The sequence below is a fragment of the Citrobacter sp. ABFQG genome (assembly GCF_004322975.1).
Taxonomy (GTDB): domain Bacteria; phylum Pseudomonadota; class Gammaproteobacteria; order Enterobacterales; family Enterobacteriaceae; genus Citrobacter; species Citrobacter freundii.
Window position 1 is genome coordinate 18303 of the sequence record NZ_CP036435.1, and the last position, 16161, is coordinate 34463.

Here is a 16161-nt window from a genome sequence, read left to right on the forward strand (position 1 = left end):
GGGCAAAATGCCAGCAAATGTTAAATAATGGCATTAAATGTTGCGTAAATAAGATGTTTCCTGGTGTTTATCCCGATTTTTGCTAAGCGCGCCGGAATGGCGCAATCCCTGCAATACTTAAATCAGTATCATGTGATACGCGAGCTCCGGGAGCATATTTTGAACAGGTTACCTTCCAGCGCATCGGCCCTGGCCTGCAGCGCACACGCACTGAATCTCATCGAAAAGCGCACGCTTGATCATGAGGAAATGAAATCGTTAAACCGAGAGGTGATTGAGTACTTCAAGGAGCATGTCAATCCGGGGTTCTTAGAGTATCGAAAATCTGTAACTGCAGGCGGGGATTACGGAGCCGTAGAGTGGCAAGCGGGAAGCCTGAATACGCTTGTCGACACCCAGGGGCAGGAGTTCGTCGATTGCCTGGGTGGTTTTGGAATTTTCAACGTGGGGCACCGTAATCCAGTCGTGGTTTCCGCCGTACAGAATCAACTCGCGAAACAACCTCTGCACAGCCAGGAGTTACTTGACCCTCTGCGGGCCATGCTGGCAAAAACTCTCGCCGCACTGGCGCCCGGTAAACTGAAATACAGTTTCTTCTGTAACAGCGGGACCGAGTCGGTTGAAGCCGCTCTGAAGCTGGCGAAAGCGTATCAATCACCGCGCGGTAAATTTACGTTTATTGCCACCAGCGGCGCATTCCACGGTAAATCACTGGGCGCGCTGTCCGCCACGGCTAAATCTACCTTCCGCAAACCCTTTATGCCGCTGCTGCCGGGCTTCCGTCATGTGCCGTTTGGCGATGTTAACGCGATGCGCACCATGCTCAGCGAGTGTAAAAAGACCGGTGACGATGTCGCAGCCGTGATCCTCGAACCCATCCAGGGTGAAGGGGGGGTGATCCTGCCGCCACAAGGCTATTTAACCGCTGTTCGTAAACTTTGCGATGAGTTCGGCGCACTGATGATCCTTGACGAAGTGCAGACCGGGATGGGGCGTACCGGCAAGATGTTCGCCTGTGAGCACGAAAATGTGCAGCCCGACATTATGTGTCTTGCCAAAGCGTTAGGCGGCGGCGTGATGCCCATTGGCGCAACCATTGCCACCGAAGAGGTGTTCTCCGTCCTGTTCGACAATCCTTTCCTGCATACCACCACGTTTGGCGGCAACCCGCTCGCTTGTGCGGCTGCGCTGGCCACCATTAACGTCCTGCTGGAGCAAAATTTACCGGCTCAGGCGGAGCAGAAAGGCGATATGTTGTTGGATGGTTTCCGTCAGCTTGCGCGGGAATACCCGGACCTGGTACATGATGTACGCGGCAAAGGCATGCTGATGGCGATTGAGTTTGTCGATAATGAAATCGGCTATAACTTTGCCAGTGAGATGTTCCGCCAGCGGGTACTGGTCGCCGGGACGCTGAACAATGCCAAGACGATCCGCATCGAACCGCCGCTAACGTTAACGATCGAGCAATGCGATCTGGTGTTGCGATCAACACGCAAAGCCCTGGCAGCATTACGGGTGAGCGTGGAGCAGATGTAACAGATGTCTGTCCGGCCTGCGTGAGCAAACGTAGGCCGGATAAGGCGTAGCCGCCATCCGGCATCAGCACAATTTAAACAATCCGCACGCCTGCAGGCATCACCCGTTCTGGCGTTAACAGCACGCTTTCGCTGCCATCGTCCGTCTCAGCGCACAGCAGCATACACTCTGATGTTTCACCGCGCATTTTGGCCTTTTGCAGATTACACAGCACCACCACCGTTTTCCCCATCAGCTCCTCTTCGCTGTAATAAGGCACCAGGCTGGTCACGGTTTGCAGCGTACGTTCTCCCACATCAACCTGTACGATATACAGCTTATCGGCATTGTCATGGCGCTTAACCTGTGCGATTTTTCCAACACGTATTTCCATGCGGGCAAAATCAGCAAATGCGACAGTATCCATTGTTTTCTCCTTTGGTAAAATTTTACTAAATACTAGCAAACTATTTTCCGGGCATTGTTCTCAAAAGCGGGGAAATGACGTATCCATCACACTCTGCAAGCCCAGTTTTACCCCGAGCATGTCAATTAAACGTGCTTTTTTTACTGAAAACAGATGAATAGATAAGCACTTCATTTACAATGCGCAGGTAACTCAGGGAAAAGGCAAACATGGCAACACTTAAAGACATCGCAATCGAAGCTGGCGTGTCCCTGGCGACAGTGTCCCGGGTTTTAAACGATGACCCCACGCTGAATGTAAAAGAAGAGACCAAGCATCGCATTCTGGAGATCGCGGAAAAGCTGGAGTACAAAACCAGCAGCGCCCGTAAGAACCAGACCAGCGCACTCGGCCCCCAGCATATTCTGGCGCTCTACAGCTATCAGCAGGATTTGGAAATCAACGATCCTTACTATCTCGCGATCCGCCATGGGATTGAAACCCAGTGCGAGAAGCTGGGGATTGAACTGACCAACTGCTATGAGCACAGTGGGTTGCCGGAGAGCAAAAACATTACCGGCATTCTTATTGTCGGCAAGCCTTCTCCTGCGCTGCGCGAGGCGGCAACAGCGCTTACCGACAACATCTGCTTTATCGATTTTCATGAACCCGGCAGTGAATATGACGCTGTCGATATCGATCTGGCCCGCATCAGTAAAGAGAGCATTGACTACTTCATCGCCCAGGGCGTGACCCGCATTGGCTTCATCGGCGGCGAAGATCAGCCTGGCAAGGCTGATATCCGCGAAGCCGCGTTTGTCGAATACGGTCGCCTGCAGCAGGTCGTTTCAGAACAGGATATTTATCGCGGCGGCTTCTCCAGTTCATCAGGCTATGAACTGGCCAAAAAAATGCTGGCGAAAGCCGACTATCCCAGCGCCCTGTTTGTGGCTTCTGACTCGATTGCTATTGGCGTTCTGCGCGCCATTCACGAGCGTGGACTGAACATTCCGCAGGATATTTCGCTGATTAGCGTTAATGATATCCCGACGGCGCGCTTCACCTTTCCTCCGCTTTCCACCGTACGCATCCATTCAGAAATGATGGGCAGTCAGGGCGTCAACCTGCTGTTTGAGAAAGCCCGCGACGGACGTGCACTTCCCCTGCTGGTTTTTGTTCCCAGCAAGCTGAAACTGCGCGGCACCACCCGCTAAAATCCCCCGTTAATCCGTCCGGTTTCTGCTGAAGCCGGGCGCGCATTGTCATGCATTTTTTTCTGCGCCCGAATTATTTTCGTGATCCAGTTAAAGTAAATCACCTCACTCGCTATATTTTAGTAAAACTTTTACTAAAATCACCATCAATTACACTTACTCACCATTAAAATGAATGGTTCCGATTTTTCTCCACCGGGAGGCCTTATGAATCGCTGGGAAAACATTCAGCTCACCCACGAAAATCGACTGGCGCCACGCGCATATTTTTTCTCTTACGACTCCGTTGCGCAGGCTCGCTCGTTTGCCCGCGAAACCAGCAGCCTCTTTCAGTTGCTGAGCGGTCAGTGGAATTTCCAGTTCTTTGAGCATCCGCTGCAGGTGCCGGAAGCCTTTACGTCGCAGTTTATGAGCGACTGGGGCAACATCACCGTACCCGGTATGTGGCAGATGGAAGGGCACGGCAAGCTGCAGTATACCGACGAAGGTTTTCCTTTCCCGATTGATGTCCCCTACGTACCGACCAATAACCCCACCGGAGCCTACCAGCGTATTTTCTCTCTCAGCGAAGGCTGGCAGGGTAAACAGACGCTGATTAAATTTGATGGCGTAGAAACCTACTTCGAAGTTTACGTGAATGGTCAGTACGTTGGCTTCAGCAAAGGCAGTCGCCTGACGGCCGAGTTTGATATCAGCGCGGTGGTGAAAACAGGTGACAACCTGCTGTGCGTTCGCGTCATGCAATGGGCTGATTCCACCTACGTTGAAGACCAGGATATGTGGTGGTCGGCGGGAATTTTCCGCGACGTCTATCTGGTCGGCAAACAGGCGACCCATATCCAGGATTTTACTGTTCGTACCGATTTCGATGATGACTATCGCGATGCCACCCTCTCCTGCGACATCGCGCTGGAAAACATCGCCTCCACACCAACGATGGCATCGCTCGAATACACTTTGTTTGACGGTGAGCAGGCACTGCATAGCGGTGTGATTAACGCTCTGACGGTGGATAAACTCACCCGCACCGCGTTCAATTTCAAGGTCAGCGCACCACAGCAGTGGTCGGCGGAATCGCCGTATCTCTATCATCTGGTTATGACCCTGAGAGATGCCAGCGGCAACATCCTTGAGGTTGTGCCGCAGCGCGTCGGATTCCGCGATATCAACGTTCGCAACGGTCTGTTTTACATCAATAACCGCTATGTCATGCTGCATGGCGTCAACCGTCATGATAACGATCATCTCAAGGGTCGCGCGGTCGGTATGGATCGCGTGGAAAAAGATCTGCTGTTAATGAAGCAGCACAACATCAACTCCGTACGCACCGCCCATTACCCGAACGATCCACGTTTCTATGAATTGTGCGATATCTACGGTTTGTTCGTCATGGCCGAAACCGACGTTGAATCTCACGGCTTCGCTAATATCGGCGATATCAGCCGGATCACCGACGATCCGCTGTGGGAAAATGTCTACGTTGAGCGCATCGTACGCCACGTCCACGCGCAGAAAAACCACCCGTCGATCGTCATCTGGTCGCTCGGCAATGAATCCGGCTACGGCTGTAATATTCGCGCCATGTACCACGCGGCAAAAGCGCTGGATGACACGCGTCTGATCCACTACGAAGAAGATCGTGACGCCGAAGTGGTGGATATCATTTCCACCATGTACACCCGCGTACCGTTGATGAATGAGTTTGGTGAATACCCACATCCTAAGCCGCGCATCATCTGCGAATATGCTCACGCAATGGGCAACGGCCCCGGCGGGCTAACGGAATATCAGAACGTCTTCTATCAGCATGATTGCATTCAGGGACACTATGTCTGGGAGTGGTGCGATCACGGGATTCAGGCCAAAGATGAAGACGGTAACGTCTGGTACAACTATGGCGGTGACTACGGCGACTACCCGAACAACTACAACTTCTGCCTTGATGGCCTGATTTATTCCGATCAAACCCCAGGCCCGGGTCTGCAAGAGTACAAGCAGGTAATTGCACCAGTGAAAGTGCGCGCGCAGGATCTGGCTCGCGGCGAGCTGCGGGTAGAAAACAAACTGTGGTTCACTACGCTTGACGACTACACCTTGCATATTGAGGTTCGCGCCGAAGGAGATACGCTCTCTGCTCAGCAGATAAAACTGCGCGACGTTCCTCCCAACAGCGATACGCTGCTGCAATGCACGCTGCCGGAGCTGGATGCGCGCGAGGCGTTCCTCAACGTCACCGTGACGAAAGATTCCCGCACGTTATACAGCGAAGCCGGGCATCACATCGCGACTTATCAGTTCCCGCTGAAGGCCAGAACGGCGACTGCCGTACCGTTCAGTCTGCAAAACGCCACCCCTTTGACGCTGGAAGAGAACCGCCAGAGCTGCACCGTTCGCGGTTATAACTTCCATCTGACGTTCTCAAAGCTGACCGGTAAACCCATTAGCTGGAACGTCAATGGTGAAGAGCTGATTACCCGCGAGCCGAACATTAATTTCTTCAAACCAACCATAGATAACCACAAGCAAGAGTTCGAAGGCCTCTGGCAGCCAAATCATATACAGATAATGCAGGAGCATCTGCGCGACTTTACCTTTGAGCAAACCGAAGATGCGCTGCTCATCACCAGCCAAACGATTATCGCCCCGCCGGTATTTGATTTCGGTATGCGCTGCACCTATCGCTGGCGGATTGCCGCAGACGGTCAGTTGAATGTGGAGCTTTCCGGCCAGCCTTACGGCGAGTACCGGGACATTATTCCGTGCATCGGCTTCACGATGGGCATCAGCGGTGATTTGGGACAGGTGGCCTGGTACGGACGTGGTCCTGGTGAAAACTATGCCGATAGTCAGCAGGCCAACATCATCGACATTTGGCGCAGCAGCGTGGATGAGATGTTCGAGAATTATCCGTTCCCGCAAAACAACGGCAATCGTCAGGACGTACGTTGGGCAACGCTAACCAATCGTCACGGTAACGGTCTGCTAGTGATTCCGCAGCGCCCTGTCAACCTGAGCGCCTGGCGTTATACGCCAGAAAATATCTTTGCCGCACAGCACTGTAATGAGCTGCAGCACAGCGATGACATCACTCTCAATCTGGACCATCAGCTACTGGGCTTAGGTTCTAACTCGTGGGGAAGCGAGGTACTTGATTCCTGGCGCGTCTGGTTTACGTCATTCAGCTACGGCTTCACGTTGTTGCCGGTTGCCGGCAGTGAGTCTGGCGCTCAAACCACCGCCAACCGTGCCTTTGGCACCGGGTTCTTTTCCACGAATATGCACAGCGAGAATACAAAATGAGGATCATCGACAACTTAGAGCAGTTCCAGCAACGCTATGCTTCGGGTCGGAAATGGCAACGCTGCGTCGAGGCCATTGAAAATATTGACAATATTCAGCCAGGCGTCGCTCACTCTATCGGTGATTCTCTGAGCTACCGCGTAGAGACAGACTCTGCAACCGATGCGCTGTTTACCGGTCATCGTCGTTATTTTGAGATCCATTACTACCTGCAAGGACAGCAAAAAATAGAGTATGCCGCCAAAGAGGATCTCCAGGTGGTTGAATATTATCGCGATGAAACCGACCGCGAATATTTGAAAGGCTGCGGAAAAACCGTAGAAGTGCACGAAGGACAAATGGTTATTTGTGACAACCATGAAGCCTATCGTTTTATCTGTAATAGCGTAGTGAAGAAAGTCGTACTCAAAGTCACCATCGAAGATGGTTATTTTCATAATAAATAAAAAACACAGGCGGCGCCGACGTTGCGCCGCCAGTACCCTATAATAATCAGGAATCGGAGATGTGCTATGTCTGATACCAAACGTAATACCATCGGCAAGTTCGGCTTACTTTCACTCACCTTTGCCGCGGTTTATAGTTTTAATAACGTTATCAACAATAATATTGAGCTTGGTCTGGCATCCGCACCGATGTTTTTCCTCGCGACAATTTTCTACTTTATTCCATTCTGCTTAATCATCGCCGAATTTGTTTCGCTGAATAAAAACTCCGAAGCCGGTGTCTACGCATGGGTGAAAAGCTCTCTGGGCGGGCGCTGGGCCTTTATTACCGCCTACACCTACTGGTTCGTTAACCTGTTCTTTTTTACCTCGTTACTCCCGCGCGTTATCGCCTATGCCTCGTACGCATTTTTAGGCTACGAATACATTCTGACGCCCTTCGCCACAACCGTGTTAAGTATGGTGCTGTTTGCCTTCTCGACCTGGGTTTCGACCAACGGCGCAAAAATGCTGGGGCCGATTACCTCCGTCACCTCCACGTTAATGCTGCTGCTGACGCTGTCCTACATTTTACTGGCGGGTACTGCGTTGGTGGGCGGCGTGCAGCCTGCTGACCCCATCACCGTTGATGCAATGATCCCGAATTTTAACTGGGCATTCCTCGGTATCACCACCTGGATATTCATGGCGGCAGGCGGCGCGGAGTCCGTGGCGGTATATGTCAACGACGTCAAGGGCGGGTCAAAATCGTTCGTGAAGGTCATTATCATTGCCGGGATTTTTATCGGCGTGCTTTATTCCATCTCCTCGGTGCTGATCAACGTCTTCGTCAGCAGCAAAGAGCTGAAGTTTACCGGTGGATCGGTGCAGGTATTCCACGGTCTGGCGGCATACTTTGGCCTGCCGGAACTGATCGTTAACCGCTTTGTCGGCCTGGTCTCCTTTACCGCGATGTTCGGCTCTCTGCTGATGTGGACCGCAACGCCGGTGAAGATCTTCTTCTCTGAAATTCCGGCGGGTATTTTCGGTAAAAAAACCGTCGAACTGAATGAAAACGGCGTACCGGCCCGCGCAGCGTGGATCCAGTTTCTGATCGTTATCCCGCTGATGATTATCCCAACGCTCGGTTCCAATACCGTGCAAGACTTAATGAACACCATCATCAACATGACCGCCGCCGCATCGATGCTGCCGCCGCTGTTTATTATGCTGGCCTACCTGAATCTGCGCGCAAAACTGGACCACTTACCGCGCGACTTCCGTATGGGTTCGCAAAAAACCGGCATTATTGTGGTATCAATGCTGATCGTCCTGTTCACTATCGGATTTATTGCCTCTACCTTCCCGAGCGGCGGAAATATCATAACCATTATTTTCTATAACGTCGGTGGGATTGTTATTTTCCTCGGTTTTGCCTGGTGGAAATACAGTAAATACATCAAAGGGCTAACTAAAGAAGAAAAAGCTATTGAGGCTGCTCCCGCTTCAAATATCAATTAATGACTAAAACATAATAACAATAAACAATATTCTCCAAGGCTATAACCAAAATAATTCGAGTTGCATGAAGGCGGCAAGTGAGTGAATTCCCAGGAGCATAGATAACTATGTGACTGGGGTGAACGAACGTAGCTAACGCACATGCAGCTTGAAGTATGAAGGGTATATAACAATAAAAATTATATTTTATTTGCTTAGGATCGAAGCATGAATAACATTAACCATTATTGCAGGGCAATTATTGCCCTGCCCTTTTTCTGCGTCTCTTCTCTGGGTGCAGAAGAAGTTCGCCCTGCTGAACACGACGATACGAAAACACCTGCCATAACCTCCCCCTCTTTTCGTTTTTATGGCGAATTGGGCATGGGTGGATATATGGATTTAGAAGGAAACGATAAGCATAAATACAGCGACGGTACTTACATTGAAGGTGGCCTGGAGATAAAACACGGTTCATGGTTTGGTCTGATCTACGGCGAGGGCTGGACCGTGCAAGCCGACCATCAAGGCAATGCCTGGGTTCCTGACCATAGCTGGGGCGGATTCGAAGGCGGGATCAACCGCTTTTACGGTGGTTACCGTACCGATGCTGGAACAGAGGTGATGCTCAGCCTGCGCCAGGACTCCTCGCTGGATGACCTGCAATGGTGGGGGGATTTCACGCCAGACCTGGGCTACGTTATTCCGAATACCCGAGACATCATGACCGCCATTAAGGTGCAAAACCTGACCGGCCCTTTGCGCTATAGCGTGACCGCTACACCCGCCGGACATCACGATGAAAGCAAAGCCTGGTTGCACTTTGGTAAATACGATCGCTACGACGATAAATATACCTATCCGGCTATGATGAATGGTTACATCCAGTACGACCTGACTGAAGGCGTAACCTGGATGAACGGTCTGGAGATAACGGACGGTACCGGACAGTTGTTCCTGACCGGCATCCTCTCGCCCAACTTCGCCGCCCGCGCGTGGCACCACACGGGTCGCGCCGACGGGCTGGATGTATCCGGCACCGAGACCGGCTATATGGTCAGCGCGATGTATGAAGCGCTAAAAGGCGTTTACCTCTCCACCGCATATAGCTACGCCAAACACCGACCGGATCGCGCCGAGGAAGAAACCACGTCCTTTATGCAGTTCGGTATCTGGTATGAATACGGCGGCGGACGTTTCGCTACCGCCTTCGACAGCCGGTTCTATATGCAGAATGCATCTGGTGACCCGAGTGACCAAATCTTCCTGATGCAATATTTCTATTGGTAACAAGGACCGGAACTCATGAATATCAAACCTCTTCTTACGCCGCTGGCCTGCTTCCTGCTGATGAACGTCTCTGCGCATGCCGCCAGCGTTAATGACTTCAAAAACATCATTAATCGCACCGGTGCGCCGGACTACATGCATGACTACGATCACGACGACCACCAGCGTTTTAATCCCTTTTTCGACCTCGGCTCATGGCATGGGCATCTGTTGCCAGATGGCCCCGCAACAATGGGCGGCTTTCCTGGCGTCGCACTGCTGACCGAAGAGTACATCAACTTTATGGCCAATAATTTTGACCGACTGACGGTGTATCAGCACGGTAAAAAGGTCGATTTTGCCCTCGAGGCTTACAGCATTCCCGGGGCGCTGGTACAGAAATTGTCATCAAAAGATGTACAGGTAGAGATGACGCTACGCTTCGCCAGTCCGCGCACTTCGCTGCTGGAAACCAAAATCACCAGCAACTCGCCGCTGGATCTGGTGTGGGACGGCGAACTGCTGGAAAAACTGGAGGCAAAAGAGGGAAAAGCCCTGTCGGATAAAACCATTGATGGCGAGTTCCCTGGCTATCAGCGCAAAATCACCGCCACGCACGACGGCCTGAAAGTCACCTTCGGCAAGGTGCGTTCAACCTGGGATCTGCTCACCTCCGGCGAGTCGGAGTATCAGGTGCATAAATCTGTCGCCATGAAAACCACGGTTAATGGTCATCGCTTCACGGGGAAGACCCATATCAACGGTTCGACGACGATTTACACCACCTGGTCTCATCTGCTTACCGCCGAAGATGTGGCAAAAGAGCAGCCGCAGATCCGCGATATTCTGGCGCGTCCTTCTTCTTACATGCTCGCCTCGCAGCAGCGCTGGGACGACTATCTCAAGAGAGGCTTAAACAACCCGGACGCCACGCCAGAACAAACCCGAGTGGCGGTGAAGGCGATCGAAACGCTGAACGGTAACTGGCGCTCGCCGGGTGGCGCGGTAAAACACAATACCGTGACGCCGTCGGTTACCGGCCGTTGGTTCTCCGGCAACCAGACCTGGCCGTGGGATACCTGGAAGCAGGCCTTCGCCATGGCGCACTTTAACCCGGAGATCGCCAAAGAGAACATTCGCGCCGTCTTTTCATGGCAGATTAAACCCGGCGATCCCGTTCGCCCGCAGGACGCCGGATTCATTCCCGACCTGATTGCCTGGAACCTTAGCCCCGAGCGCGGCGGCGACGGCGGCAACTGGAACGAGCGTAACACCAAGCCAAGCCTCGCGGCCTGGTCGGTGATGGAAGTCTACAACGTCACCAAGAATAAGGCCTGGCTCGAAGAGATGTATCCAAAGCTGGTTGCATATCACGACTGGTGGCTGCGAAACCGCGATCATAACGGCAACGGCGTACCGGAATACGGCGCGACTCGCGATAAAGCCCACAATACCGACAGCGGTGAAATGCTGTTTACGGTGAAAAATGGCGACAAGGAAGAAACCCTTTCTGGACTGAAAAACTATGCCAACATCACCAGTAAAGGCCAGTATGACAGCCTCGAGATCCCAGCACAGGTTGCTGCTTCCTGGGAATCCGGGCGTGACGATGCGGCAGTCTTTGGTTTTATCGACAAAGAGCAACTGGATAAATACGTCGCTAACGGTGGGAAACGCAGCGACTGGGTGGTCAAATTTGCCGAAAACCGCAGTAACGACGGTAAGTTGCTGGGTTACTCGCTGCTGCAGGAATCGGTCGATCAGGCCAGCTATATGTACAGCGACAACCATTATCTGGCGGAGATGGCGACCCTGCTCGGTAAACACAAAGAAGCGCAGCGCTACCGCCAGTTGGCGCAAAAACTGGCGGATTACATCAATACCTGCATGTTCGACCCAGACACCCGATTCTTCTATGACGTGAGGATCGAAGATAGCCCGTTGACCAACGGCTGTGCGGGTAAACCAATCGTCGAACGTGGCAAAGGGCCGGAAGGCTGGTCGCCGCTGTTTAACGGGGCGGCAACGCAGCCCCATGCGGATGCGGTGGTTAAGGTGATGCTCGATCCCAAAGAGTTCAACACCTTTGTACCACTTGGTACTGCAGCGCTAACCAACCCCGCCTTCGGCGCGGACATCTACTGGCGCGGGCGCGTCTGGGTGGATCAGTTCTGGTTTGGGCTAAAAGGGATGGAGCGTTATGGCTATCGCGATGAAGCGTTAAAACTGGCGGATACCTTCTTCAGCCACGCCAAAGGCCTCACCGCAGACGGTCCGATTCAGGAGAACTATAACCCGTTGACCGGTGCACAGCAGGGCGCGCCAAACTTCTCCTGGAGCGCGGCACATCTCTATATGCTGTACAACGATTTTCTTAAAAAACAGTAATCTGTGACATACCGCCGGATGGCGCTTCGCTTATCCGGCCTAAAAAGACACATTTTCACAGGCCGGATTAGGTGCTTGCACCGATATCCGGCAAATTCATTCTCTGGCTCCACTCCTTTTTTGAATCCCATCACAATCACGGCATTCCCCTTTTCCCTTTTACGCGGCGACGGCTAAATTAGAACTCATCCGACCACATAACAATAATTTTACATACTGGACACCTTTATGAGCTATCCGTCGCTGTTCGCCCCGCTCGATTTAGGCTTCACCACGCTTAAAAACCGCGTGCTGATGGGTTCAATGCATACCGGGCTGGAGGAGTATCCCGATGGTGCAGAACGGCTGGCCGCGTTCTACGCCGAGCGCGCTCGTCACGGCGTAGCGTTAATTGTGAGCGGAGGCATTGCGCCTGCGCTTTCCGGCGTGGGGATGGAAGGCGGCGCGATGCTCAACGACAGCAGCCAGCTTGCACACCATCGTGTCATTACCGATGCCGTTCATGACGAAGGCGGCAAAATCGCCCTGCAAATCCTGCACACCGGGCGTTACAGCTACCAGCCGCATCTGGTGGCACCATCTGCTATTCAGGCCCCCATTAACCGCTTTACGCCACATGAGCTGACGCACGATGAAGTGCTGCAGTTGATTGAAGATTTTGCCCATTGCGCCCAACTGGCGCGGGAAGCGGGCTACGATGGCGTAGAAGTGATGGGGTCGGAAGGGTATCTCATCAACGAATTCCTGACTCTGCGTACCAACCAGCGCGATGACCAATGGGGCGGTGAGTATGCCAACCGGATGCGTTTTGCCGTTGAGGTGGTGAGAGCGGTACGTCAGCGTGCCGGTAATGACTTTATAATTATCTTCCGCCTGTCGATGCTCGATCTGGTAGAAAACGGCGGAACCTTCGACGAAACCGTCCAGCTGGCGCAGGCTATAGAAGCCGCCGGGGCCACCATCATTAACACCGGTATTGGCTGGCATGAGGCGCGTATTCCCACTATCGCTACCCCGGTACCGCGCGGCGCGTTTAGTTGGGTGACGCGTAAGCTGAAAGGGCATGTGACAATCCCACTGGTCACCACCAACCGCATTAACGATCCCCAGGTCGCCGATGACATTCTGGCCCGTGGCGATGCCGATATGGTGTCGATGGCCCGTCCGTTCCTCGCCGATGCCGAACTGCTGTCAAAAGCGCAAACCGGACGAGCGGATGAGATCAACACCTGTATCGGCTGTAACCAGGCCTGTCTGGATCAGATCTTTGTCGGTAAAGTCACCTCTTGCCTGGTCAATCCGCGCGCCTGCCATGAAACCAAAATGCCGATCGTTGCGGCAGCTGTGCCAAAGAATCTGGCGGTTGTCGGTGCGGGTCCTGCGGGCCTCGCCTTCGCCATTAATGCCGCCGCACGCGGACATCACGTCACGCTGTTTGACGCACATGGCGAAATTGGCGGGCAGTTTAATATCGCCAAACAGATCCCCGGCAAAGAAGAATTCTATGAAACCCTGCGCTACTACCGCCGGATGATCGACGTGACTGGCGTGACCCTGAAGCTGAATCATTTTGTCAGCGCACACGATCTGCACACTTTCGACGAAGTGATCCTTGCCAGCGGGATCGAGCCACGTATGCCGCCGATTGAGGGGATCGAACATCCAAAAGTGCTGAGCTATCTCGACGTTCTGCGCGATAAAACGCCAGTGGGCAAACGCGTAGCGATCGTTGGCTGCGGCGGGATTGGTTTCGATACAGCCATGTATCTGAGTCAACCCGGTGAAGCCACCAGCCAGAACATTGCGGAGTTCTGCGTGGAATGGGGGATCGACACCAGCCTGCAACAGCCTGGCGGCTTACGCCCGGAAGGTCCGCACTTATCCCGCAGCCCGCGCCAGATAGTAATGTTGCAGCGTAAAGCCAGCAAACCGGGGCAAGGTTTAGGTAAAACGACGGGCTGGATCCATCGCGCCACCCTGCTCTCACGCGGCGTGAAAATGATCCCGGCAGTCAGCTACCAGAAGATTGATGATGATGGGTTACACGTCGTGTTGAACGGCGAACCGGTGATCTTTAACGTGGATAACGTGGTGATTTGCGCCGGACAAGAGCCACGCCGTGAACTGGTCGATCCGCTGCACGCGGCAGGTAAAACGGTGCATCTGATCGGCGGCTGCGATGTGGCGATGGAACTGGATGCCCGGCGCGCTATTGCGCAGGGGACCCGCTTAGCGCTGGAGATTTAACACGTTGTATCCCGTAGGTCGGATAAGGCAACTGCGCACATCTTTGCCTGATGGCGCTACGCTTATCAGGCCTACGAGGCAGCTCGTGTAGGCCGGATAAGGCGTTAGCCGCTATCCGGCACAAGGGCTTAACGACGGCGACCGGTTTTGACCGCTTTTAGCACCACGAATTTATTATTGGTGGCGATGGTTACGCAGTTGCCGAAAATCTTCTTCAACTTGTGGAAGTAGTCGAGGTGACGGTTAGCCACAATGTACAGCTCACCGTTGATTTTCAGGCAGCGGCGGGCGTGGTGGAACATCTCCCAGGCGATATTATCGGTCAGCGCATGCTTCTGGTGGAACGGAGGGTTGCAGAACACCGCGTTGAAGCGGAACGGTTCTACGCCGGAGAGCGCGTTATTAATCATAAATTCGCTGCGATCCAGCGCGTCCGGCAGGTTAGTTTCCACGTTCAGACGGCTGGAAGCGACCGCCATCGGTGATTCATCAACAAACACCACGCTGGCTTCTGGGTTCTTCGCCAGCAGCGTCATGCCCAGCACGCCGTTACCACAGCCGAGATCGACAATCTCGCCTTCCAGGTTTTCCGGCAGATGTTCCATAAAGAAACGTGCGCCGATGTCCAGCCCGGTACGGGAGAAGACGTTGGCGTGGTTGTGGATGGTCCAGTCGGTGCCTTCCAGCTTCCAGCTCAGGGTCTGGGCGGTATCGGCTAGCGCCGGTTTGGTAAAGGTGCCGTTGATCAGGCGCGCCTTTTTCCATGCCAGCGTGGTGGTGGTTGGTCCCAGCACTTTCTCAAACAGCTCCAGCGTAGAGGTGTGGATATCACGCGCTTTTGCACCGGCGATGATACGCGTCTGCGGCGTGACCACTTCACGCAGGGCGCGCAGTTGCTGCTCCAGCAGCGCCATGGTTTTTGGCAGCTTAATCAGCACCACGCCCGGCGCCTGCGGATAGTCAGCGGTACTGTCGAGGAACTTGACGCTCGACTCGGCAATATCGTTGTGACGCAGGTTCTCACGTGTGGCAAGCTCGCTGAGATAGGAGTCGCCAATGCTGTACGGCGTATGTTCCGCCAGCGCACAGCCCAGCGCACCAAAGGTATCATTCAGGATCAGCACCGGGCCGCTAATTTCGGTATCGTCCAACTGTTGCAGCAGATATTCATCTGCAGCTTCCCACGCCAGCAGCGGGTTAACGTCATCCGTTTCCGGGAAACGTTTAAGTGACAGCGAACGGAAACCGTTGTCTATGTGGCTCATCGGCCCTCCTGAATGGTAAAATTTCGGCGTATCCCTGAAAAGGGTGCGTGAGTATACACTTTTTATACTTTATATGGGGCACTAATGAGTCAGTTGACCTATCTGCAAGGATATCCGGAGAATTTACTTTCTCAGGTGAGAACGCTGATTGCTGAGCAACGCCTGGGCGCAGTGCTGGAGAAGCGCTATCCGGGTACGCATGACTTCGCGACCGACAAAGCGCTCTGGCAATATACTCAGGATCTGAAAAATCAGTTTCTGCGTAACGCCCCGCCGCTGAATAAAGTCATGTATGACAGCAAGATCCACGTTCTGAAGAATGCGCTGGGACTGCATACCGCCGTTTCTCGCGTGCAGGGCGGAAAGCTCAAAGCTAAAGCGGAGATCCGCGTGGCCACCGTTTTTCGCAATGCCCCCGAACCCTTTTTGCGTATGATTGTCGTTCATGAACTGGCGCATCTGAAAGAAAAAGAGCACGACAAAGCGTTTTACCAGCTGTGCTGTCATATGGAGCCTCAGTATCACCAACTGGAGTTCGATACCCGCCTGTGGTTAACGCAACAATCGTTAAAGCAAACTGCGTAGTCGCGCACTGGCTTTGTCTTCAGGGCATGCTAAATTGACGAAAG

General features: G+C 53.2%; 11 protein-coding genes. 9 read left to right on the forward strand and 2 right to left on the reverse strand.

Annotation, left to right across the window (positions count from 1 at the left end; genetic code table 11):
• Positions 1-159: 159 nt before the first annotated feature.
• Positions 160-1539 (forward strand): putrescine aminotransferase, encoded by a 1380-nt coding sequence (gene ygjG, locus WN16_RS00090; protein WP_168150126.1) that lies wholly within the window; start codon positions 160-162, stop codon positions 1537-1539.
• Between the two features lie 73 nt (positions 1540-1612).
• Here the strand turns inward: ygjG and WN16_RS00095 are convergent, their stop codons facing one another.
• Positions 1613-1945 (reverse strand): tRNA-binding protein, encoded by a 333-nt coding sequence (locus WN16_RS00095; RefSeq protein ID WP_003024768.1) that lies wholly within the window; start codon positions 1943-1945, stop codon positions 1613-1615.
• A 209-nt stretch (positions 1946-2154) separates the two neighbouring features.
• On the opposite strand from WN16_RS00095, the gene ebgR reads away from it, so the two are divergent.
• The 7 genes from ebgR (at position 2155) to WN16_RS00130 (ending at position 14267) form a co-directional block, all read left to right on the forward strand.
• Positions 2155-3138: a transcriptional regulator EbgR gene (gene ebgR, locus WN16_RS00100; protein WP_003024771.1), complete on the forward strand. Its 984-nt coding sequence runs from the start codon at positions 2155-2157 to the stop codon at positions 3136-3138.
• Positions 3139-3345: 207 nt separating this feature from the next.
• Positions 3346-6438 (forward strand): beta-galactosidase subunit alpha, encoded by a 3093-nt coding sequence (gene ebgA, locus WN16_RS00105; RefSeq protein ID WP_103790828.1) that lies wholly within the window; start codon positions 3346-3348, stop codon positions 6436-6438.
• A complete protein-coding gene (locus WN16_RS00110; RefSeq protein WP_003024776.1) occupies positions 6435-6884 on the forward strand; it encodes a beta-galactosidase subunit beta in 450 nt (149 codons plus the stop codon). Before ebgA ends, WN16_RS00110 begins: the two co-directional genes overlap by 4 nt.
• A 66-nt stretch (positions 6885-6950) precedes the next feature.
• Complete coding sequence (locus tag WN16_RS00115; protein ID WP_003846220.1) at positions 6951-8384, forward strand: amino acid permease; 1434 nt, start codon at positions 6951-6953, stop codon at positions 8382-8384.
• Positions 8385-8591: 207 nt separating this feature from the next.
• Complete coding sequence (gene ygjJ / locus WN16_RS00120; protein ID WP_044700937.1) at positions 8592-9653, forward strand: protein YgjJ; 1062 nt, start codon at positions 8592-8594, stop codon at positions 9651-9653.
• Between the two features lie 15 nt (positions 9654-9668).
• Entirely contained in the window at positions 9669-12020 is a 2352-nt protein-coding gene (gene ygjK / locus WN16_RS00125) for an alpha-glucosidase (RefSeq protein WP_044700938.1), read from the forward strand.
• A gap of 228 nt (positions 12021-12248) precedes the next feature.
• Positions 12249-14267, forward strand: coding sequence for an NADPH-dependent 2,4-dienoyl-CoA reductase (locus WN16_RS00130; RefSeq protein WP_016151020.1), 2019 nt, complete (start codon positions 12249-12251; stop codon positions 14265-14267).
• 128 nt (positions 14268-14395) lie between these two features.
• Here the strand turns inward: WN16_RS00130 and rlmG are convergent, their stop codons facing one another.
• Positions 14396-15532: a 23S rRNA (guanine(1835)-N(2))-methyltransferase RlmG gene (rlmG, locus tag WN16_RS00135; protein ID WP_003024789.1), complete on the reverse strand. Its 1137-nt coding sequence runs from the start codon at positions 15530-15532 to the stop codon at positions 14396-14398.
• Positions 15533-15616: 84 nt separating this feature from the next.
• Between rlmG and WN16_RS00140 the strand changes: the two genes are divergently transcribed.
• Entirely contained in the window at positions 15617-16117 is a 501-nt protein-coding gene (locus tag WN16_RS00140) for a M48 family metallopeptidase (RefSeq protein WP_044700945.1), read from the forward strand.
• The last annotated feature ends 44 nt before the right edge of the window (positions 16118-16161 follow it).

What these genes read in the sequence shown, in the direction of transcription:
- WN16_RS00095 (WP_003024768.1), bottom strand. Translation starts at nt 1,945, where the DNA reads ATGGATACTGTCGCATTTGCTGATTTTGCCCGCATGGAAATACGTGTT.
- ebgR (WP_003024771.1), top strand. Translation starts at nt 2,155, where the DNA reads ATGGCAACACTTAAAGACATCGCAATCGAAGCTGGCGTGTCCCTGGCG.
- ebgA (WP_103790828.1), top strand. Translation starts at nt 3,346, where the DNA reads ATGAATCGCTGGGAAAACATTCAGCTCACCCACGAAAATCGACTGGCG.
- WN16_RS00110 (WP_003024776.1), top strand. Translation starts at nt 6,435, where the DNA reads ATGAGGATCATCGACAACTTAGAGCAGTTCCAGCAACGCTATGCTTCG.
- WN16_RS00115 (WP_003846220.1), top strand. Translation starts at nt 6,951, where the DNA reads ATGTCTGATACCAAACGTAATACCATCGGCAAGTTCGGCTTACTTTCA.
- ygjJ (WP_044700937.1), top strand. Translation starts at nt 8,592, where the DNA reads ATGAATAACATTAACCATTATTGCAGGGCAATTATTGCCCTGCCCTTT.
- ygjK (WP_044700938.1), top strand. Translation starts at nt 9,669, where the DNA reads ATGAATATCAAACCTCTTCTTACGCCGCTGGCCTGCTTCCTGCTGATG.
- WN16_RS00130 (WP_016151020.1), top strand. Translation starts at nt 12,249, where the DNA reads ATGAGCTATCCGTCGCTGTTCGCCCCGCTCGATTTAGGCTTCACCACG.
- rlmG (WP_003024789.1), bottom strand. Translation starts at nt 15,532, where the DNA reads ATGAGCCACATAGACAACGGTTTCCGTTCGCTGTCACTTAAACGTTTC.
- WN16_RS00140 (WP_044700945.1), top strand. Translation starts at nt 15,617, where the DNA reads ATGAGTCAGTTGACCTATCTGCAAGGATATCCGGAGAATTTACTTTCT.